Origin of the sequence: Halococcus salifodinae DSM 8989 (genome assembly GCF_000336935.1) — an archaeon.
GTDB lineage: Archaea > Halobacteriota > Halobacteria > Halobacteriales > Halococcaceae > Halococcus > Halococcus salifodinae.
In genome coordinates this window covers 34,135-54,055 of sequence record NZ_AOME01000014.1, presented here as the reverse complement: position 1 = coordinate 54,055, position 19,921 = coordinate 34,135, and the positions used below count along the sequence as shown (strand labels likewise).

15 protein-coding genes are annotated in these 19,921 nt (G+C 65.5%); 7 read left to right on the top strand and 8 right to left on the bottom strand.

Annotated elements, in window-relative coordinates; translation table 11 throughout:
• Window positions 1-80: 80 nt before the first annotated feature.
• The 4 genes from C450_RS02705 (at window position 81) to C450_RS02690 (ending at window position 7,185) form a co-directional block, all read left to right on the top strand.
• A complete protein-coding gene (locus tag C450_RS02705) occupies window positions 81-2,018 on the top strand; it encodes an AMP-dependent synthetase/ligase (RefSeq protein WP_005039690.1) in 1,938 nt (645 codons plus the stop codon).
• An 84-nt stretch (window positions 2,019-2,102) separates the two neighbouring features.
• Window positions 2,103-3,983 (top strand): cation:proton antiporter domain-containing protein, encoded by a 1,881-nt coding sequence (locus C450_RS02700; RefSeq protein ID WP_005039689.1) that lies wholly within the window; start codon window positions 2,103-2,105, stop codon window positions 3,981-3,983.
• A 489-nt stretch (window positions 3,984-4,472) separates the two neighbouring features.
• The gene (locus C450_RS02695; RefSeq protein ID WP_005039687.1) at window positions 4,473-4,961 is read left to right on the top strand and encodes a universal stress protein; all 489 of its coding nucleotides are present in this window, start codon (window positions 4,473-4,475) and stop codon (window positions 4,959-4,961) included.
• Window positions 4,954-7,185 (top strand): amino acid permease, encoded by a 2,232-nt coding sequence (locus C450_RS02690; protein WP_005039684.1) that lies wholly within the window; start codon window positions 4,954-4,956, stop codon window positions 7,183-7,185. The genes C450_RS02695 and C450_RS02690 overlap by 8 nt, the downstream gene beginning before the upstream one ends.
• A 55-nt stretch (window positions 7,186-7,240) precedes the next feature.
• On the opposite strand, the gene C450_RS02685 is transcribed toward C450_RS02690, so the two are convergent.
• Window positions 7,241-8,548, bottom strand: a complete 1,308-nt coding sequence (locus C450_RS02685; RefSeq protein ID WP_005039682.1) for a DUF389 domain-containing protein — start codon at window positions 8,546-8,548, stop codon at window positions 7,241-7,243.
• Between the two features lie 304 nt (window positions 8,549-8,852).
• Between C450_RS02685 and C450_RS02680 the strand changes: the two genes are divergently transcribed.
• The gene (locus C450_RS02680; RefSeq protein ID WP_005039680.1) at window positions 8,853-10,028 is read left to right on the top strand and encodes a Fic family protein; all 1,176 of its coding nucleotides are present in this window, start codon (window positions 8,853-8,855) and stop codon (window positions 10,026-10,028) included.
• 526 nt (window positions 10,029-10,554) lie between these two features.
• Here C450_RS02680 and C450_RS02675 read toward each other — a convergent pair.
• The gene (locus tag C450_RS02675; RefSeq protein WP_005039679.1) at window positions 10,555-11,694 is read right to left on the bottom strand and encodes a thiolase family protein; all 1,140 of its coding nucleotides are present in this window, start codon (window positions 11,692-11,694) and stop codon (window positions 10,555-10,557) included.
• A gap of 174 nt (window positions 11,695-11,868) precedes the next feature.
• Between C450_RS02675 and C450_RS02670 the strand changes: the two genes are divergently transcribed.
• Both C450_RS02670 and C450_RS02665 read left to right on the top strand, forming a co-directional pair.
• A complete protein-coding gene (locus C450_RS02670) occupies window positions 11,869-13,299 on the top strand; it encodes an ATP-binding protein (protein WP_005039676.1) in 1,431 nt (476 codons plus the stop codon).
• The gene (locus C450_RS02665; protein WP_005039675.1) at window positions 13,300-14,121 is read left to right on the top strand and encodes an MBL fold metallo-hydrolase; all 822 of its coding nucleotides are present in this window, start codon (window positions 13,300-13,302) and stop codon (window positions 14,119-14,121) included.
• 9 nt (window positions 14,122-14,130) lie between these two features.
• Here the strand turns inward: C450_RS02665 and C450_RS02660 are convergent, their stop codons facing one another.
• The 6 genes from C450_RS02660 to C450_RS02635 form a co-directional block, all read right to left on the bottom strand.
• Window positions 14,131-15,072: an ABC transporter permease gene (locus tag C450_RS02660; protein WP_005039673.1), complete on the bottom strand. Its 942-nt coding sequence runs from the start codon at window positions 15,070-15,072 to the stop codon at window positions 14,131-14,133.
• The gene (locus tag C450_RS02655; RefSeq protein WP_049909802.1) at window positions 15,069-16,109 is read right to left on the bottom strand and encodes an ATP-binding cassette domain-containing protein; all 1,041 of its coding nucleotides are present in this window, start codon (window positions 16,107-16,109) and stop codon (window positions 15,069-15,071) included. Before C450_RS02655 ends, C450_RS02660 begins: the two co-directional genes overlap by 4 nt.
• A gap of 125 nt (window positions 16,110-16,234) precedes the next feature.
• Complete coding sequence (locus C450_RS02650) at window positions 16,235-16,705, bottom strand: carotenoid biosynthesis protein (protein ID WP_005039668.1); 471 nt, start codon at window positions 16,703-16,705, stop codon at window positions 16,235-16,237.
• Between the two features lie 101 nt (window positions 16,706-16,806).
• Window positions 16,807-17,439 (bottom strand): TetR/AcrR family transcriptional regulator, encoded by a 633-nt coding sequence (locus tag C450_RS02645; RefSeq protein ID WP_005039666.1) that lies wholly within the window; start codon window positions 17,437-17,439, stop codon window positions 16,807-16,809.
• A gap of 436 nt (window positions 17,440-17,875) precedes the next feature.
• A complete protein-coding gene (locus C450_RS02640; RefSeq protein ID WP_005039664.1) occupies window positions 17,876-18,424 on the bottom strand; it encodes a KH domain-containing protein in 549 nt (182 codons plus the stop codon).
• Window positions 18,425-18,538: 114 nt separating this feature from the next.
• On the bottom strand, window positions 18,539-19,825 hold the full coding sequence (locus C450_RS02635) for a tryptophan--tRNA ligase (protein WP_005039662.1): 1,287 nt from the start codon (window positions 19,823-19,825) through the stop codon (window positions 18,539-18,541).
• Window positions 19,826-19,921 lie beyond the last annotated feature (96 nt).

Sequence of the window (19,921 nt, the reverse complement as noted above, 5' to 3'; positions counted from 1 at the left end):
TCGCGTTCGGGTGAACGTGGTGAGTGCTCGTCGGAGGGAGGTTGCTGTCTTTTATTATGACTCCCGTCCCAGTGTGAGGCATGGCCTGGCAGGATGCGGAAGCGTCGTTCGAGAGCGATGTTCTCGGCGAGACCACAGTTCCGAAGATGTTCGAGGCGAGCACCCCCCGGAACGCCGAATTGGTGGCCCAGCGGTACAAGGGTGGGATCTACGACCGCTCGCTCGCCGGTCCCGTTCTCCCGACCGCCCCCGACGGCGAGTACGCGAGCCTGAGCTACGCCCGGATGCGCCGGTCGGTCCGACGACTCGCAGCCGGGTTTCGCGACCTCGGTGTGGAGGCGGGCGATCGGGTCGGCATCTTCGCGAACACCCGGATGGAGTGGGCCCAGACTGACTTCGCGCTCTTGGCTGCTGGCGGGGTCGTCACCACCGTCTACACGGGCTCCTCGCCAGATCAGGTCGAGTATCTCCTCGACGATCCCGGCGCGACGGGCGTCGTGGTCGAAAACGAGGAACTCCTCGAACGCGTGCTGGCGGTCGAGGACGAACTCGACCTCGAATTCGTGGTTTCGATGGACGAGATCGACGGCTACGGCGACCGCGACGACGTGCTCACGCTCGCGCAGGTCCACGAGCGCGGCGTCGGCGCGTTCGATGCCGATGCGTACGAGGGATGGCTCGACGACCGCGCACCCGACGACCTCGCCAGCCTGATCTACACCTCGGGCACGACCGGCCAGCCGAAGGGCGTCCAGCTGACCCACCGGAACTTCAAATCGAACGTCGATCAGGTCTATCGCCGGTTCGGTCCGCGGCCCGACAAGGGCGACACGCCCGCGATCGACACCGATTCCGAGGCGATCTCTTTCCTCCCGCTTGCCCACGTCTTCGAGCGGCTCTCGGGACATTTCCTGATGTTCGCGGCCGGCGCGACCGTGGGCTACGCCGAGAGTCCCGACACCCTCCAGGAGGACTTCGGACTCCTCCAGCCCACCACCGGCGCGAGCGTGCCTCGCGTGTACGAAAAGCTCTACGACGCCATCCGCGACCAGGCGGCCGAGTCCGCAGTGCGCGAACGGATCTTCGAGTGGGCGGTCGAGATCGGGCGTACCTACCAGACCGCGGACTCGCCCGGGATCGGGCTCCGCGCGAAGCGCGCGGTCGCCGATCGCCTGGTGTTCGGCCAGGTTCGGGAGGCACTGGGCGGCAACGTCGAGTTCCTCATCAGCGGCGGCGGCAGCCTCTCGCCCGACCTCGCCGAACTCTTTCATGGAATGGGGGTCCCGATCCTCGAAGGCTACGGCCTGACCGAGACCGCACCGGTCGTCAGCGTCAACCCACCCGAGGAGCCGGAAGTCGGCACCATCGGTCCGCCGGTCCACGACGAGGAAGTCCGGATCGATTCGACGGTCGTGGCCGACGACCTCGCCGCGAAAAGCGGGGGCGAGGTGGGCGAACTCCTCGTCCGCGGCCCGAACGTCACCGATGGCTACTGGAATCGGCCCGAGGAAACCGAGGACGCCTTCTCCGAAGGATGGTTCCGGACCGGCGATGTCGTCGAGCAACAGCCAGATGGGTATATCACGTTCCGCGAGCGCTCGAAACAGCTTCTCGTGCTTTCGACGGGCAAGAACGTCGCGCCGGGCCCGATCGAGGATTCGTTCGCCCAGCACTCGGCGGTCGAGCAGTGCATGGCGGTCGGCGACGGGGAGAAGTTCGTCGGCGCGTTGATCGTGCCGAACGAGGCCCACGTCCGCGAGTGGGCCGCCGACGAGGGGATCGATCTCCCCGACGACTCCCAGGCGCTCTGTGAGGACGCGCGCGTCCAAGAGTACGTTCAGGAAACCGTCACGACCGTCAACGAGGACTTCGAGGCCCACGAGAAAATCAAGAAGTTCGCGCTGGTGCCCGAGGAGTTCACCGAGGACAACGACCTCCTGACCCCGACGATGAAGAAGAAACGCCGGAACGTCCTCGACCGCTACGCCGACGAGATCGAGCGGCTCTACGGACGGTAGGTGGGTGTCGTTCGTGACGCCGATGAGGAGTGAGTGGGCTTATGTGTGCGGCTCCCATGAAAAACGCCATGTGGAGGAGTATGAGTGGCAACTGGCGGCGCTGAGCTGATCGCGCTCGTTGCGGGAATCGTCGCGCTCGGGATCGTCTCCCAGGTGCTCGGCGATCGGTTCCGTGTGCCGAGCATCATCTTTCTGCTGTCGGTGGGGCTCCTTCTCGGTCCGTTGTCCGGGTTCGTCCTTCCCGAACGGATCGTCACCGTCGACACGTTCGGCGGCGCGCTCTCGGCGATCGTCGGCCTCGCGGTCGCGATCATCGTGTTCGAGGGGGCCTTTCATCTCCGCATCGAGGACCTCCGACAGGCCTCCTCGGCGTCGTTTCGGCTCGTCACCCTTGGCGCAGCCATCTCGCTCGTCGGCACCGCCACGGTGGTCCACTACGCGCTTGCGACGCCGTGGGACATCGCCTTCCTGATCGGTGCGCTGCTGGTCGCCACCGGCCCGACCGTGATCTCGCCGATCCTCGACGTGGTGCCGGTCCGCGACCGTGTCGGGACCGCACTCGAAACCGAGGGGATCGTCAACGACGTCACGGCCGCGGTCCTCGCGGTCGTGGTGTTCGAGGTCGTCGTCCTCGGCGAGGGGTTCGGCACCGTCGAAATCGTCGCCGAGTTCCTGACGAAGATCGGTGTCGGTCTCCTCGTCGGCACGGCGGTCGCCGGCGCGCTCTGGTATCTGCTGCGGTACGTCGACCTCTCGCCGGGCAACGCTCCGCGGAACGCTCGCCTGCTGGTACTCGCCGGCGCGCTGGTGGCGTACGGCCTCGCCAACAGCTGGACCTCCGAGGCCGGCATCGCGGCGGTCGCGACCGCCGGGATCATCGTCGGCAACCTCGATATCCCCTACGAGGCCGAGATCACCGAGTTCAAGGGCGACGTCACGCTGATCGTCCTCTCCTTTGTGTTCATCGCGCTCGCCGCACTGCTCAACTTCCAGGACCTCCCGCTCGACCTCGGCGGCCTCGCCGTCGTGGTCGTCGTGGCGCTCGTGTTCCGGCCGCTCCTCGTCTTCCTCTCGACCACCGGTGATCGGTTCACTCGCGAGGAGCGCGTGTTCATGAGCCTGGTCGGGCCGCGGGGGATCATCCCGGCCTCGGTGGCGACGCTGTTCGCGGTGCGGCTCCAGGCCGAGGGGCTCGATGCGGCGGCGACGACGCTCGTGGGGACCGTCTTCCTCGTGATCTTCGCCACGGTGGTGTTCGAGGGCGGACTCGCCAGATACTTCGCGGAGTATCTCGACGTGATCCCCATGCGTGCGCTCATCGTCGGTGGTGGGAAGGTCGGCCGTGATCTCTCGACGCGGCTCGAAGCCCGCGGTGAGAACGTCGTGATCGTCGAGGACGACCAGTCGATCGTCACGACCGCCCGGAACGAGGGGTTCACGGTTCACGTCGGCGACGGCACCAACAGTGACGTGTTGCGGTCGGCGGGGGCCGAGAACGCCTCGACAGTCGTCGCGACGACCGGTGACGACGACGTCAATCTCCTCGTTGCCCAGCTCGCGGCCACGACGTTCGATACCGATCGGGTCATCTCGCGGGTCAACCGTCCGGAGAACGTCGACGCCTTCGCGGATCTCGACGTCGACACTATCTCCTCGACGGAGGCCACCTCGTGGGCGATCGACAACCGGATCGAACGCCCTGCACTCTGGAACTGGATGACCGAACTCGGCCGGTCGGGCGACGTCCAGGAGTTCGAGGTCACTGCCAAGGACGTCGCGGGCAAGACCATCGCGGACCTCAGCAGCGCGATCCCCGAGGGCTGTCTGATCGCACTCGTCTGCCGCAACGGCGAGAACAAGGTCCCCGACGGCGACTTCGAACTCCAACAGGGCGATCGTATCACGCTCGTCGGACTCAACGAGTCGGTCCAGGGTGCGCTCGAACGGTTCCATCCTGCCGACTAACGACCTTTTGCTGCGCTCAGTCGCTCACTACCGTCGCTCCCGCTCGCACGGTACGAGGGACGCGAAGCGTCCCTCGCTACTCGCGGTAGCACTGCTGGCGCTCTCCGCGACCGCCATCCGCACAGCACCGCCGAAGCCCTCGCTCCGGAAGAGCGAAGCTCTTCCGTGCTCTCGCTCGCTTCGCTCGCGAGAACTTCGCTCGTTCGCCCTTCATCCACCAGGAGAGCGGCGTTCCCCCTGTGCCCTGCGTTCGTGGTGTGAACGCAGGACGCCAGGCTCGCACCGCAACCGCAGACCGCACCAGCCGCACCAGCCGCACCGGCCCGACTCGCGGGCGAGCATATCGCTCCGCCCGGTGGATGTTTCGGCCACACCACCGCATCACTTAACCTGTATCGCGTGTGTGAATACTACCGTGATTCGACCGTCGAGCGGACCTGCCGTCGTATCGTTCGCCGTTGTGACGCCCTTCACGAGTGCTGACACGGTATGACTGTCGCCAGAGACCTCTTCGAGACCGTGGTGCTCCCGGTCGCGAGCGCCGAGGACGCACGCACCACGTGTGCGGCCGCGGCGGCCCACCTCCGACGGACGGGTGGGCGCGCGGTCGTCGTCCACGTGATCGAGAAGACCGGTGGCGCGCCGGACAAGGCCTCGGTCGAACAACGCGAGGAGGGTGCAGAGGAGACGTTCGCGGCCGCACGCGAGGCGTGTGACGCCACCGAGATCACGGTCGAGACACGGCTTGAGTACGGCACCGACGTGGCCGAGACCGTCTTCAAAGTCGCCAACGACGTGGACGCGAGCGCGGTCGCGTTCACGCCCCGGGAGGCGAGCCGGTGGATCAAACTCCTCTCCGGCGACGTTGCGAACGCGCTGATCAACGGGGGCGAACGGCCGGTCGTCGTGCTGCCCGATCACGTGGCCGACGATGCCGATACGACCGACGACGCGGCCGACGGGGGCGGCGGTGGCTGACGAGGAGCTCGCCAAGGATCTCGGGTTGCTGTCGGCGATGACCATCGGCATCGGAACGATGATCGGCGCGGGCATCTTCGTCCTGCCGGGTGTCGCCGCCCAGACGTCCGGTCCCATCGTCGTCGTCTCCTTCGTCGCCGGCGGTCTCATCGCCATGGTGAACGCGCTGTCGGTCTCGGAGCTCGGCACCGCGATGCCGAAAGCCGGTGGCGGCTACTACTACGTCAATCGCGCGCTCGGCCCGCTCTTTGGTTCGATTGCCGGTCTCGGCGACTGGATGGGGCTGGCGTTCGCCTCGGCGTTTTACTGCATCGGCTTCGGGCAGTATCTCGCCGAACTCGTTGGACTCCCGCAGGTGGGTTTCCTCTCACCGATTCAGCTCGGGGCGCTCGCTGCCGGCGTCGTCTTCGTCGGCGTCAACTACATCGGCGCGAAGGAGACCGGGAGAATCCAGACCGTCATCGTGCTCGTGTTGCTGGCAATACTCGGCGTGTTCGCCCTCGTCGGCTGGACCGCCTTCGACTACGCGACGCTCGCCGGCGAGGGCGGTCTCGCGCCGTTCGGCTTCGGGGCCATCCTCCCCGGAACGGCGCTCGTGTTCGTCTCCTTTCTGGGGTATGCGAAGATCGCCACCGTCGCCGAAGAACTCAAGAACCCTGGCAGAAACCTCCCTATCGCCATCATCGGCAGCGTCGCGCTCGTCACCGTCGCCTACGCCGTCATCGTGACGACGATGCTCGGCATCGTCTCCTGGCCCGAGCTGAGCCAGGATGCGCCGGTCGCCCAGGCCGCAGAGGTGGCGTTCCCCGGCGGTTTCGCCGGCATTGCCGCGACCGTGATGACCCTCGGCGCGCTGCTGGCGACGGCATCGTCGGCGAACGCCTCGATTCTCGCGTCGGCACGCATCAACTTCGCCATGGGCCGAGAACGGATCGTCACCAACTGGCTCAACGAGATTCATCCGCGGTTCGCCACACCCTACCGCTCGATTCTGGTGACGGGTCTCGTCATCGTCGTGTTCATCGCGGCGCTCGGTCGGGATCTCGCGGTGCTGGCGAAGGCGGCGAGCGTGCTCCACCTCATCGTCTACGCGCTGATGAACGTCGCGCTCATCGTCTTTCGCGTCTCGGAGGCGGTCGAGTACGACCCCGACTTCCGGGTGCCGCTGTACCCGGTGACGCCGGTGGTCGGTGCGGTGCTCTCGCTCGGCCTCGTCGCGTTCATGGACACCATCGAGATCGCACTCTCGGGGCTGTTCGTCGTCGGGGCGGTCGGCTGGTACTTCGTCTATGCCCGCAACGAGGTCGAACGGGAGGGACTGCTCAGTCGGTACGTCCTCAGTCGCTCCGAGCGCCTGCCCGATTCTGCCGTGTCGGCCGCCGCGACCGTCCAGCCCGACGGCGGCGACTACCGGGTACTGGTGCCGCTGGCGAACCCCGCAAACCGGACCGCCCTCATCGCGCTCGCGGGCAGTATCGCCAAACACCGCGGCGGGCGCATCGTCGCGGTCCACATCGTTCAGGTTCCGGACCAGACTTCGCTCGCCGCCGGGGCCGAGCACATCGAGAAGTTCGACGACTCGGTGGACCTCCTCGAACGTGCCGAGGCGGATGCCGAGCCGTTCGGCGTCCCGGTCGAGACCCACACCGTGCTCAGCCACCGCTCGTTCGAGGAGGTCTTCGACGCCGCGCGGACCTACAGCGCCGATACGGTGGTGATGGGCTTCGGCGAGGATTCCCGTGGCTCGCCGGGCCGCGCCGAGAGCGCGATCGACGAACTCGCGAGCTCGCTACCCTGTGATTTCCTCGTGCTCAGGGATCGCGGGTTCGATCCCTCGCGGATCGTGGTCCCCACCGCTGGCGGTCCCGACTCGGCGCTCAGCGCTCAGGTCGCGACGATGCTCCAGGCCGAACACGACGCCGAGATCGCGCTCCTCCACGTCGCCGACGACCGTGCCGAAGGCGAGGCGTTCCTCGCGGAGTGGGCCGACGAGCACGGTCTGAGCGACGCCGAACTCCTCGTCGAGACCGGCGACGTCGAGACGGCGATCGCGCGCGCCGCGGCCGACGCCTCGATGTTGATCGTGGGCGCAACCGAGCGCGGGTTGCTCTCGCGCCTCGTTCGCGGTTCGCTCGTGCTCGACGTCGTCGACGACGTCGAGTGTTCGGTGCTGCTCGCCGAAAAAACTCGCGAGCGCGGCCTGTTCGGCCGACTACTGGGCTGATCGACAGGACACTCACGATCCGGTGGTCTGTTAGTGTCGATACGCTGGTTCGCGATCAACCGGTCGGCTCCACGGCCGACTCGTAATCGAGGAAGCGCAGCTGCACCGTGACCGGTCGATCGGTCGCCGCACTGATGCGTTCCTGAAGGGTCCGTGCCAGCTCCGGATACTCGTTGCCGGTGGTGCGACTCAGCGTGACCGTGACCGACGCGTCGCCGCCGAGCAGTTCGCGCGCGCTGTAACTCGTGCTGACGTCGACGAGTTCGACGCTGTCGTACGCCGGTTCGTCGATGGTGGTCTGAACTTCGCGGTTGGCCGCGCCCTCGAACCCGACGTAGCTCGCGGTCGCCGCGCTGACGACGATCACGCTGACGACGAATCCGAGAACGAGCAGCGCGTACGCGCCCGTCCGGACCGAGATCGTGAGGTTCTCACGGACGCTTCTGGTCACCGAGTCGCGGTAGCCGAGCGCGACCAGCGCGACGTACGCGCTCACGTTGATGAACACCACGTTCATGAACAACAGAGCGAGCGCGCCAGCCACCACGAGGGGCTCGCCCCAGACGGTGCCGATGCCCGCGGTCGCCGCCGAGGGGACGATCGCGGCCGCGACCGCGACCCCGGCGATCGACACCGGAAGATCGGTCGCGAGCGCGAGTGCACCCGCCGCGCCCGCCGCGAGCGCGACCACGACCGCGAGCAGGCTCGGGGTCAGGAACGTCCCGACCTGCTGAACACGGGTGATCGCGAGCGCCGCCGGCACGAAGAAGGTCTCCCGCAGCACGAGGCTCATCGCCACCGCGCCGATGTACGCGACGACGAGTCCCAACAACTGGGAGCCCACGCTGTCGATCACCATCCCGCGATCGTCGATGACCGCGCCGACCGCCGCCGACAGCGACGACCCCGCGAAGGGGGCGATCACCATCGCGCCAACGATAACGATCGCGGAATCGAGCAGGAGGCCTGCGACCGCGACGATCGCCGCGAGCGCCGCGAACGCGACGTAGGTCGCCCGTCCCGGTTCGAGGTCCGCGGCGCGCTCTTTGATCTCGGGGTAGGAGACGCCCGATTCGCCTTTCGGCCCCGCGACGTACCGCTCTTCCAGGTCCGCCACGGCCTGGGTGGTCGAACCGGCGGTCTCGACATCACTGATGACGGTGTAGGCGTCCTCGTCGAGCCCTGCTTCGTAGAGCAGTTCGAGGATCGGGTCGACCCCACCGCCGGGAACCGGAATCTCGACGATCACCGCGTCGCGGCCGCTCGCTTCCTCGGACAGCAAGTAGTCGATATCGGCGTCGGTCAGCGCCGTCGTGACCGCCTCCCGGGAATCGCTCGGGACGCGGGTCCGTATCTGCCGCACGCTCGCCCGTCGAAACCGGACAGCATGAAGGTTCTGATCGACGTTTTATTATTGCCCGAAAACCGAAGATTTCCGGGATATTAACACACTGATGACACTTTGACGAGTTATTCTGCTTCTGATATGGAGTGATCTGCGTGACCGATTATTCGGCGGTCCCTGCGAGCTGTATCTACCAACACCATATGACCTCCTGAAATTCATATACTGCAAATGTATTCATCTATAGCCACTCTCAACCCTCCATCTATTCATTTAGTGCCGATAGATTAATACGACGGGACGCTCTACCGGTTGAGTATGTATGCAACAGTCAGAACTCGATTCTAACGTTCCTGGCGGATTCATCTCGTACGGACGGAAATCGTACTACAAGCCTGCTCCGCTGCCGCCATCCCGAGACCTCGCTCTCGGGAACGACTTCTACGAGACGCTCTCGGACGCGACGTTCTGGCTAGGGAAACTCAGTGGAATGAGTCTCGAACTCGATTTCCCGCCAGTACTCTACACCTCACTCCTCCGTAAGGAAGCCATAGAATCCGCTGAAATCGAAGGGGCTGACGTTGACTACGACGCTCTCTACAGCCTCGAAACACGCTCATTTGACGCCGGTGAAGACGAGATCAGCGCCGACTCCACGAAGGGCCAAACGAAGGATACGCAGGAAGTCCTCAACTACGAAGACGCTATCAAGGGTGGCATCGAGGCACTCGACCGACGCGAAGACCTGACCGTCGAACGGCTGCACGAATTCCACGAGACGCTTCTCACAGGCGTTCCAGACGACCGCGTCGATACAGATACGCTCGGCGCGTACAAGACGAAACCGAACCATATCGGCGACTTCCTCCCACCCGTTCCAGACCAGGTCGACGGCTTGATGGATGCGCTGTTCACCTACTACAGAACTGGCGGGAGCTACCACCCGCTCGTAGACGTCGCACTCTTCCACTACCAGTTCGAGACCATCCACCCGTATGGCGACGGGAACGGTCGTCTCGGCCGGCTCCTCATCACGCTCCAGTTGTACGACGCTGGCTATCTCGAACGCCCGAATCTCTACCTCAGTGAACACTTCAATCGAAACAAGCCGACGTACGTCGACCGGTTGGAGGCCGTTCGATACGACGGCGATTGGAAAGCGTGGCTATCGTTCTTTATCGAGGGCGTCGCTCGCCAGGCCCACGAGTCCGTCGACCGAACACTCTCGCTAGCCCGCCTCAGACGTCAGTACGACGCCGACTATGGGGGAAAGTCGTACACGAAGAACCAACTCGCAGTGAAGCTCTTCGAACAGCCCTACGTCACGAGCAAGACTGTTCAACGGCTCTTCGACGTCAAGCAACCGACGGCGTCGCGAGTAATCAACGACCTCGTCGACGAAGGAGTTCTCGAGGAAGTGACTGGGAAGGGCCGCAACAAGGAATATCGTGCCCGCGAAATTTTCGAGATTCTCGAGCAGCCACCGCAGACCTACTGACCACGGTGACAACGTGCCGGCTGGTGTAGTGTGTTGCTCGAACTCACCCCTGTGGAAACACTACTCGTGTGACTGTTCGTATCGACCTTTCTCTGTCGTTCGAGAGAGTGAAGCTCTCTCGTGATGTAGCCAGAACTCTTTGAGTTCTGGCTGCCTGCCAGAACGCGTGGCGTTCTGGCAATGTCGTCAGATTCCAACGGAATCTGACTGCTTGCAGGAAATCGCCGATTTCCTGCAATGATGAAAGAGCGCGACACGCTTTTTCGAACCACGTCGCGTTTCCTCGTTCCCCTCGGCCGCTGCGGGACTCATTCTTCGAAAAACGCCGAAGACAAAGATCCAACGGCTCGACTGTCGGTCTCGCTCTCGGTGAACCGCGCCTGCTCTGCTCGCGCAGAGCTACGGATTGCTCCGACGATCCCTCTGGCAAAACCTCTGCCAAAAGTCGTCATCATTTCTTCGCACTGTTCGGGATTCCTCGGCCCGCTCACTCACTCCGTTCGCTCGCGGTAGAACGTCGGAGGTGCTACGGTCGCGAGAACTCGATCGCCGCACCCTGACCGAAGCCGACACACTCGGTGGCGAGACCGTGATCGGCGTCGCGCTTTTGCATCTCGTGGATCAGCGTGACGGGCAGGCGCGCGCCGCTCGCACCGAGCGGGTGGCCGATGGCGATCGCGCCGCCGTTGACGTTGAAGATCTCGTCGTCGATGCCGAGCTCGCGCTGGCAGTAGAGGGCCTGGGAGGCGAACGCCTCGTTGAGCTCCACGAGATCGAAGTCGTCGATCGACCCTCCCGTGCGTTCGAGCAGGCCCTCCGTGGCGGGCACGGGACCGATCCCCATCACCTCGGGGTCGACGCCGGCGACGTTGTTGCCGCCGATCTCGGCGAGCACGTCGAGGCCGTGATCCTCGGCGAACGCCCGGCTTGTGATCAGGGTCGCCGATGCGCCGTCGGAAATCTGGGAGGCGTTGCCCGGCGTCACCGTCCCCTCCGATTTGAAGACGGTAGGAAGATCGGCGAGCACCTCGGGCGTCGTGCCCGGTCGGAGTCCCTCGTCGGTGTCGACAGTCCCGTCTTCGGTCTCGATCGGGACGATCTCGTCGTCGAAGCGGCCCTCCTCGGTGGCTTCGACCGCGCGCTGCTGGGAGCGTGCGGCGTACTCGTCCTGTACTTCCCGACTGACGTCGTAGCGTTCGGCGACCGCTTCGGCGGTCATCCCCATCGCCAGCGCGGCGATGTTGTACTCTTCGGCCAGCCGGGGGTGGATGGTCTCGCGGTTCGCGCCCTGTTTCACCCGACTCATGCTCTCGACTCCGCCCGCGATGATCGCGTCGCGCTGGCCCGCTCGGATCGCGTCCGACGCGGAGATCATGGCCTGTGCCGAGGAGGCACACCAGCGGTTGATCGTGGTCGCGGGCACGGACTCGCCCAGATCCGAGAGCAGCGCGATCACCCGCGCGAGGTTGCTGCCCTGCTCGTCGCGCTGCTGGGCACACCCCCACATCAGGTCGTCCACGTCCTCACTGCCGATCCCGGTCTCGGCGAGGATCTCGTCGATCAACGGGATCGAGAGGTCCTCGCTCCGGACGTCGGCGAAAACGCCGTCCTCTTTGCCCTGTGCGGTGCGATACGCCGCAGCGACGACCGGCGTCGTGTCGGCCATACCTGCTCCTGGGGGTCCTCAATGTTAAACGCACGCAAACCCCGCGTCGTTTGACTCGGGTTCACGGGGGATCCGGTGGACACCTCCGAAACTCCTGGCAAGCGTTGCGGGAACGACCCACGCTGAGCGGGAGTTCGACGGTCTTATCCCGCCGGACGGCGTATCGAGCAGGGAATGAGCAGCCCGGAACTGGACGTCGTCGAATTCCTGCTCACGACACGCGCCTACAACGAGCACCGCGAACGCGACGCCGAGGATCTCCCGCCGCGCTACCGCACCGTCTTCTTCGCCGACGGGGGGGTCGAACGCCCGCTCGCGACGGGCGAGGAGCAGGCGGCGGCCGCCACCGGTGTCGACGATCCGTGGGCCGCGGTGTCGGGGCTGATGTTCACCGATCGCGACGATTTCGCCGAAACGCTCTCGCTTTCGGAGCCCGACATGGCCGAGGAGTGGTTCGCCGGCCGAGTCGACGCCGACCGGCTCGCGGCGAACCCAACGCTCGCGGCCGTCTTCGAGGAGCGTGACGAGGGCCCCGATGTCGACTACGAGCAGTCGCGCGAGGCGAACCGACCGATGCGCGCCGATCGGGTCTGGATCGACAGCCTCCTCGAAGAATACTTCGACAACGAGGAGGACGAGGAGATGCTCGATCTCGTCGACGTGCGGGCGCCCGAGGAGGTCGACATGACCCTCGACGATCTCGTGCTTACCGCCGATCAGGAGAACGAGATCGTGAAGATCATGAAGGCGATCGAACACCGCGAGTATCTCGCGGGGATCGGTCTGCGCGAGATCGGGAAACTCCTGCTCGTCGGGCCGCCAGGAACCGGCAAAACCACGACCGCGCGGGCGCTCGCCCACGAACTCGACCTCCCTTTCGTCGAGGTCAAGCTCTCGATGGTCACCAGCCAGTATCTCGGCGAAACCGCCAAAAACGTCGAGAAGACCTTCGAGGTCGCCAAACGCCTCTCGCCGTGTATCCTGTTCATGGACGAGTTCGACTTCGTGGCGAAAACCAGGAACTCCGACGAGCACGCCGCGTTGAAGCGCGCCGTCAACACCCTGCTCAAGTCGATCGACGAAGTAAGTCTGATCGAGGACGACGTCCTCCTGATCGGCGCGACCAACCACCCCGACCAGCTCGACGCGGCGGCGTGGCGACGCTTCGACGAGATCGTGAACTTCCCGAAGCCCGACGTCGAGATGCGTGCGGACATCCTCCAGCTCGTCACGCACGAGATGGAGATCGCGGAGTTCGATCCGATGGAGCTCGCCGCCGATACTGAAGGACTGACCGGCAGCGACCTTCGATTGGTGCTTCGAGAGGCGGTGCTCGACGCGCTGACCGAGGAGCGCACTACGCTGACCCAAGAGGACCTGATGGAGGCGGTCCGGGACTTCGAGGAGCGCGACAGCCTGAAGGACCTCGACATGATCGAAGGCGATCACGACGCCCTCGTCGCCGGCGGTGACATCAGTGCGGACGGCGGTGAGGCGAGCGAAGCGAGCCGATCCTCGTCGGAGCACGGCTCCGACGGCGGCAGCGACGCCGACACTGCCGACCACAGCCACGATCACGACGACGGCCACACTCACGACCACTGAATGGAGGTCATGCTGCTCGGTACCGGCGACACGACCGGGACGCCGACCGTCGGCTGTGACTGTGATACCTGTACGGCCGCCCGCGAGAGGGGTGTTGAGCGTAGCCGGTTTTCCGTCCACGTCCGGAACGAGCGCACCGACGAATCGTTGCTCGTGGACTTCAGCCCGGATTTCCGTGCCCAGTTCCTCGATCGCGACGTCGCGCTCCCCGACGCCGCGATCGTCACCCACATCCACTTCGACCATCTCGACGGGCTCGGCAACGCCTTCCGCCTCGTTCGGGAGCTTCCGGTCGCGGCCGCGAACGAGACCGATCCCGAAACCGGCGAGAGCGTGGCTGAAACCATCGAGCGAAAGTACGACTATCTCGACGCGCTCTCGGTCACGGGGAAGGAGCCGCTTGAACCGTTCGAGCTGTGTGGGTTCGACGTGACGCTTGTTCCGGTTCACCATCCACCGCTCGTGTGCTACGGCGTCGTGATCGAGTGTGAGACGGGCGCGAAACTTTCGATCACCGGCGATACGAACTACGCGATCCCCGAGGCGTCCCGCGAGCGCCTCGCCGACCCCGATCTCCTGATCGCGGACGCGATCGCCCCCGCGTCGTTCTGTGAACACCACCCGCTCGGCGGCGATCACCACGATTCCGAGGGCGTCCCGCGGACGTTCGGCACCAAGCACATGACTCGCGAGGGGGCGCTCGCGCTGGCCGACGAACTCGGTGCGTCGGAGACGCGGCTGGTCCACGTCTCGCATTTCTTCCCGGCCGACGAGGCGTTCGCCGAGCCGCTTGCGGTCGACGGCGAGCGATATCACCTCTGATCTCGGGGGCTACTGCGCCGACGAACTCGACGCCTGGCTCAGGAGGTACACCGCGATCCCGCCGAGCACGAGATCGAGCCCGGCGAGCACGGCGGTCGCCGGCACGAGCGCGTTCCAGATGCCCGAGAAGGCCGTGACGTCGAGCACCGTCATCACGTCCGTATCGAGCATCAGCGTGCGGGCGGCGTCCACGCCGTAGGTGATCGGGTTGTACCGCGCGAACGTCTGGATCCACTCCGGGAGCGCTTCGAGCGGGAGGAACGCCGAGGAGAGAAAGAGCAGCGGGAACTGGAGCAGGTTCATCACGATGATGGTCGACTCCTGGTCCTTCGTGATGACCGCGAGGCTGTTGGAAAGCGAGACGAACCACAGCGAGAACAGGATCCCGATCGCGATGATCCCGAGCGCGCCGACGATCCCGGTGGCGATCTCCGCGCCGAGGAGGACCCCGAGTCCGAGGATGATCGCGATCTGGACCGCGATTCGGAGCACCTCGGCGGCGGTTTTCCCCACGAAGACCGCGGTGCGGTTCATCGGCGTGACGAGCACCTTCTCGAACATCCCCTCCTCGATGTCGTTGACGAGCCCGATCCCGGAGGTGATCGCGGCTGCGAGCGAGACCTGGATCACGATCGCGGGCACGAGGTACGTTTCGTAGGAGATCGCGCCGGCACCACCCTGGTTGATCGCGCCGGTCGCGATCTGGCCGAACACCTGGGTGAAGAGGACGAGGAAGATGATGGGCTGGGCCAGCGAGACCACGAGCACGAACGGGTTTCTGACGGCTTTGATGTTCCAGCGCTTGAAGTTGACCCACGCGTCGCCGAGAAACGAGTTGCTCGACCGTCGTACGGTGGTCGTGTCGGTCTCGGCTTCGGCTCCCGTTGCGGCCCCCGCAGTCCCGCCATCGGCCGCGGGCCGCTCGGACGTCTCGTCGGCTGACGGACTCATCGGCTCGCGCCTCCGTCGGCGGCCGCAGGGCTCGTCTCGGTGGCATCGGCCCCGCCAGCCCCGTCGGCTTCGCCGTTGTCGCCCTCTTCGTCGACGGATTCACCGGTGATCGCGAGGAACACGTCGTCGAGGGTGGGCGCGCGGATGTTGAACCCAGTCACCGTCAGGTCTGCGTCCCGCAGCGCCACCAGCAGATCGGTGCCCGCCTGGCGTGCCCGTCGCGAGGTGACGCTGATCCCATCCTCGGTGGTTTCGACCGTCGCCTCGTCCTCGAAGAGATCGGAGTCGGCGGCGACCGCGGCCGCGTGCTCGCAAGCGTCCTCGCCGCTGTCGAGGTCGATGTCGAGAATTTCGCCACCGACCCGGCGTTTCAGCTCCGCGGGCGAGCCGGTGGCGACGATCTCGCCGTCGAGGATGACCGCGATCCGCTCACAGAGCTGGTCGGCCTCCTCCAGGTACTGGGTCGTGAGGAAGATCGTCGTGCCCTCCTCGTTGATCCGGCGGAAGTACTCCCAGAGCCGATTGCGGGCCTTGGGGTCGAGCCCTGTCGTCGGCTCGTCGAGGAAGACGAGGGGTGGCTGGTGAACCAGCGCCATCGCGGCGTCGAGACGCTTTTTCATCCCACCGGAGAACCCCTCGGCCACCTTGCCGGCGGCTCCGACGAGATCCACGAGATCGAGGAGTTCGTCGATCCGGTCACCCCGCTCGGCTTTCGGCACGCCGTAGGCCTCACAGGCGAACCGGATGTTCTCTCGCGCGGTGAGCTCCTCGTCGACGCTGGTCTCCTGGGCCATGTACCCGATCGACTCGCGGACGGCCCGCGGCTCGCTCGCGACGTCGAACCCGTTCACCGTGACCGATCCCGACGTCGGTCGCAACAGCGTCGTGAACGTCTTGATCGCGGTGGTCTTGCCCGCGCCGTTCGGCCCGAGGAAGCCGAAGAACTCTCCCTCCGGGATATCGAGATCGATCCCTCGAACGGCCTCGGTGCCGTCGGCGTACGTCAGTGTCACCTCCTCGGCGTCGATTGCACTCATTGTCCACCCCTCGGTCCGGATGGGCATAAGCTCACTGACCACCTGGACAGCCGCGGTCACGCATGGTCGAGCGGCGTGGTTCGATCGTCCGACTCGGTCACTGCTTTCTCACTACGATTTCTCGCTCACAGGAACGGCACGGTGAGTCCGGCTGTAATGACGCTAATGACGAACCAACCGGCGAAGTTCCACCACGGCACACCCCGGTGACGAGGGCCCGGGAGATCGTCGGTGTACGTCCAGTGACCGTCCGCGACCCCGCGGTGGTCGGTGAGGCCGTCGTATATCGTGGCGAGCACGCCGGCAGCCACGACCGCCGTCCAGCCGTTGGTCACGAGCAGCGTCGTTCGGAACGCGATGTAGACCGCACCCGTCCACCCGAAAAGGACGTAGAGCGGCACACCGGCGAGTTTCGGACCGACGTGGTGTTCGAGCCAGCCGCGGTCGATGACGACTGCCTCGGCGACGAACGCCACGAGCGCACCCCCGACGAACAGGGCGACCGTCGCGCGCCGTGGCCAAGTGAGGAGTGCGTGAGCGAGCGCACCGAGACCGACCACAACGGTGATCGTCGCGAACCGACGACTGCTGGGCACACGTGATCGTTTTCCCTGGATAGAAAAGTTTCAACCGATCCACCACCACTTCTGTCGAACCCTATATCAGGGGTGCCGTCGGCCGGGTCGCGCTGTCCGTCTCACCGATCGTCGTCGGCCGCCCGCAGCGTCGGGAGGACGAACGTCTCGATCGCCCGTCTGGTCCGGCGCGGCGCGTCGTCGTGACCGAGCGTGATCTTCCGGATGCGGGCGGCGTCGATGGCGTCGTAGAGGAACTGTGCCGTCTCTTCTGGGTCGACATCACGGAAACAACCTGTCTCGATGCCTTCCCGGATCGTTGCGGCGAGGAGGTCGGTGATGAGGCCGATGGTGCGGTCGAGCTGCTCACGGTAGGCGTCGTTGCGGTGGGCATGCAACCGGAGTTCGAGCAGCGCGGTGTGGAAGTCCCAGAAGTCGAAGGGAGCGTTCTCGGGACCGAACAGCCCGCGGTCGATGAACAGTTCGAGGCGTTCGTCCGGATCTGCGATCTCGTCGGTCGCCGCCTTCGCCGGGTGGGATTCGAGCAGGTACTCCAGTAGCGCGACGATGAGTTCCTGTTTGGTGTCGTAGTGATAATGGAGGAGTGATCGGCTCTTTGCGAACTCCTCGGCGATCTCGCGGGTCGTCAGATCGGCGTACCCGTGTTTGCAGAACGCACGATACGTCGCCTGCATGATGGCCTCGTAAGTCTCGGGCGGGGGTGTGGGGCGGTCGGGGGCATCCGATTCGGCCATGAGTCGTCCTGTCGAAACTGATCGGCGCGTGAGTAAGAGGATTGCTATGGCTCCCGAGCGGTCGTGATCTCGATTGCTGTCGCAGCTACTCTCGTTTCGATCGTTGTCGCAGCCAGCGAGACCGCTGCAAGATTGCTGATACACGTATCGAGACCGCTGCGATGCCGACACAAATGAGAACCGCAGGCCACACGCCTCCCCAGCCGATTCGCTCACTCGCTCCGCTCGTTCACTCATCCACCGTCAGAGCTTCGCTCTGACGAGCCTGCACTCGCTTCGCTCGCGCAGACCTCGAACGAGTCGCGCCTTCGGCGCTCTCGCGCGCCAACTGCAATAACCGCAACAGCACCAGCGGCCATATCACACCGCCGTCGACCGCCCGAAATTCTCAAGCCGTCTCTCACCCACGACTTCGTATTCCCTCCGTTTGTGGGCTCTATCCGGTGAACTGGTGGTACTCCATGCCGGCCTGCTTGAGCTCGTTGTGCTTGCGTTCGAGGAAGGAGTACACCGCCCCGTGTGGCGCGCCATCGAGCAGCATCTCGACCGCGCTCCTGACGGCCTCGACCTGCTGGGGGGTCCCGATCGCGCCGACGGTCGTCCCGTAGATCACGACCTCCGCGCCGGTAAGCTCGACCATCAGCTCGCGGGTACGCCCGTTCTCGCCGATCAGGCGTCCTTTCTTGCGTTCGAGGTCGTTCTTGTTCCGGGTCGCGGCGTCGACGTCGACGAGGTCGAACATCATCATCTCGTCGTCGAGCAGCACCAGCGCGTCCTCGGGCGCGAACCCACGCCCGATCGCCTCGACGATCTCGGGGCCTTTCAGCCCGAGAACGGGATCGCCGACCGATTCGACCGCGACCGCGCCGGTTTCGGAATCGATGTCGAGACGGACCTCTGCGCGCTCTTCGACCTCGCGCATCGTCGCGCCGCCCTCGCCGATCAACACGCCGATGCGGTCCTGCGGAATCTTCACGTGTTGCATGTGTGCGCTACGGAGCCCGGCGATTTGAACGCTTCGCACGCGCCCGCGCTGCTCCCCGCCGGAGAACGTCCGTCGTCCCTTCCTGCATTGATCGTCTCTCGGGCCGTTCGCGCTTCAGCCGTTCCCGGATTCGACCGTCGCCACGCCGTTTCCGAGCCCGACCGCGGCGAGCGCGCGCTCGCGCTCCGCACCGGTCAGCCGGTAGGGCGCGAGCGCGTCGTCGAGTTCGGCGTCGCTCGGTCGCCTGGCCTGATGGGCGTCGAGGAAGTCCGCGATCCGGTCGGCGGCGTGGGCCTTGAGCTCACCGCTCAGCAGCTCGCCGGCCCGATACTCGCGCGCGAGCCGATCGAGTTCGCCGTCGTCGGGCTCGAAGAAGGCGCGGAGGAGCTGGAACGCCACGTCCACGCCGGGGTCGCCGCCGTGCTCGCGGTGGGCTTCCCTGTCCGTTCGTCCGCCGGAGTACGCCCGTCCGAGCTTCTCGTGGACCGTCTCGCGGTCGTCGGTGAGGTGGATCGTGGGTGCATCGTCCGAGGAACTCATCTTTCCCGGCCCCTCCAGTCCGGGGAGGAACTTCGAGAGCAGCGCGCCAGGCTTCTCGACCGGGAAACGTTCCTTCGCGGCGACATCGCGCGCGAGCCGGACGTGAGGATCTTGATCGACCGCGATCGGTACGGTGGTAGCGTGCGGGCCGTCGACGAACTGCGGCAGCAGGAGATGGGTCGCCTGCACCGCCGGGTAGAACCCCATCCCGACGTTCGCGGGCTCGCCGTACACCGCGTCGCGGGCCGCAGGTGTAATTCGTTCGGCGAGCGCGGTCGCGAGCGGATAGATCACGTCCGCGTCGGCGGTGTCGATCACGAACCGCGTCCGTTCGGGATCGAATCCCACTGCCACGAGGTCACGCAGGTTCTCCCGGGCGTACGCCCGGGTTTCCGCGAGGCTCTGCTCCCGACTCAGATACTTCTCATCGTCCGAGAGCGGAACGTAGACGGTCGCGTCGGTCGCGGCCTGGAGCCACTTCGCGAAGTAGAACGTGACCGCGTGACCGATATGCATCGGTCCAGATGGGCCGACGCCGGTGACGATCGAGCACCGCTCGTCGCCATCGATCGCGTCGAGAAGGCGGTCGACGTCGCGGCCGGCGTAGTAGACTCCCCGTCGAAGCAGCGGGTGTGACGGTTGTGGGAACCGTCCTACTTGGCCGTCGGTCAGCGCGTCAGCGCCGAACCGATCGAGGAGTTTGCCGTAGTCGACCTCGCCGGCGACCGCATCCGGCGTCACACTGTTCTCGGGATCGTCGGCGTCGCTTTCGTCGGTACCGCCTTCGTCGGTGTCGTCCCTTTCAGTGTCGTCGGTTCGTCGCGCTGTTCGATCCGTCGTGTTCGCGTTCGTGTCGTCCATCGTGTTCTGGTGCTCTGGGTGGTCAGTAGCGGTGCGGCAGAAGGCGGAGGGAGCACCAGACCACGGCCGGCGGGGTTAGGCCGCCGCGGGCGAACG

Excerpts from the sequence above, each read along its gene's own strand:
- C450_RS02705 (WP_005039690.1), top strand. The coding sequence starts at position 81 with ATGGCCTGGCAGGATGCGGAAGCGTCGTTCGAGAGCGATGTTCTCGGC.
- C450_RS02695 (WP_005039687.1), top strand. The coding sequence starts at position 4,473 with ATGACTGTCGCCAGAGACCTCTTCGAGACCGTGGTGCTCCCGGTCGCG.
- C450_RS02680 (WP_005039680.1), top strand. The coding sequence starts at position 8,853 with ATGCAACAGTCAGAACTCGATTCTAACGTTCCTGGCGGATTCATCTCG.
- C450_RS02675 (WP_005039679.1), bottom strand. The coding sequence starts at position 11,694 with ATGGCCGACACGACGCCGGTCGTCGCTGCGGCGTATCGCACCGCACAG.
- C450_RS02670 (WP_005039676.1), top strand. The coding sequence starts at position 11,869 with ATGAGCAGCCCGGAACTGGACGTCGTCGAATTCCTGCTCACGACACGC.
- C450_RS02665 (WP_005039675.1), top strand. The coding sequence starts at position 13,300 with ATGGAGGTCATGCTGCTCGGTACCGGCGACACGACCGGGACGCCGACC.
- C450_RS02660 (WP_005039673.1), bottom strand. The coding sequence starts at position 15,072 with ATGAGTCCGTCAGCCGACGAGACGTCCGAGCGGCCCGCGGCCGATGGC.
- C450_RS02655 (WP_049909802.1), bottom strand. The coding sequence starts at position 16,109 with ATGAGTGCAATCGACGCCGAGGAGGTGACACTGACGTACGCCGACGGC.
- C450_RS02645 (WP_005039666.1), bottom strand. The coding sequence starts at position 17,439 with ATGGCCGAATCGGATGCCCCCGACCGCCCCACACCCCCGCCCGAGACT.
- C450_RS02640 (WP_005039664.1), bottom strand. The coding sequence starts at position 18,424 with ATGCAACACGTGAAGATTCCGCAGGACCGCATCGGCGTGTTGATCGGC.
- C450_RS02635 (WP_005039662.1), bottom strand. The coding sequence starts at position 19,825 with ATGGACGACACGAACGCGAACACGACGGATCGAACAGCGCGACGAACC.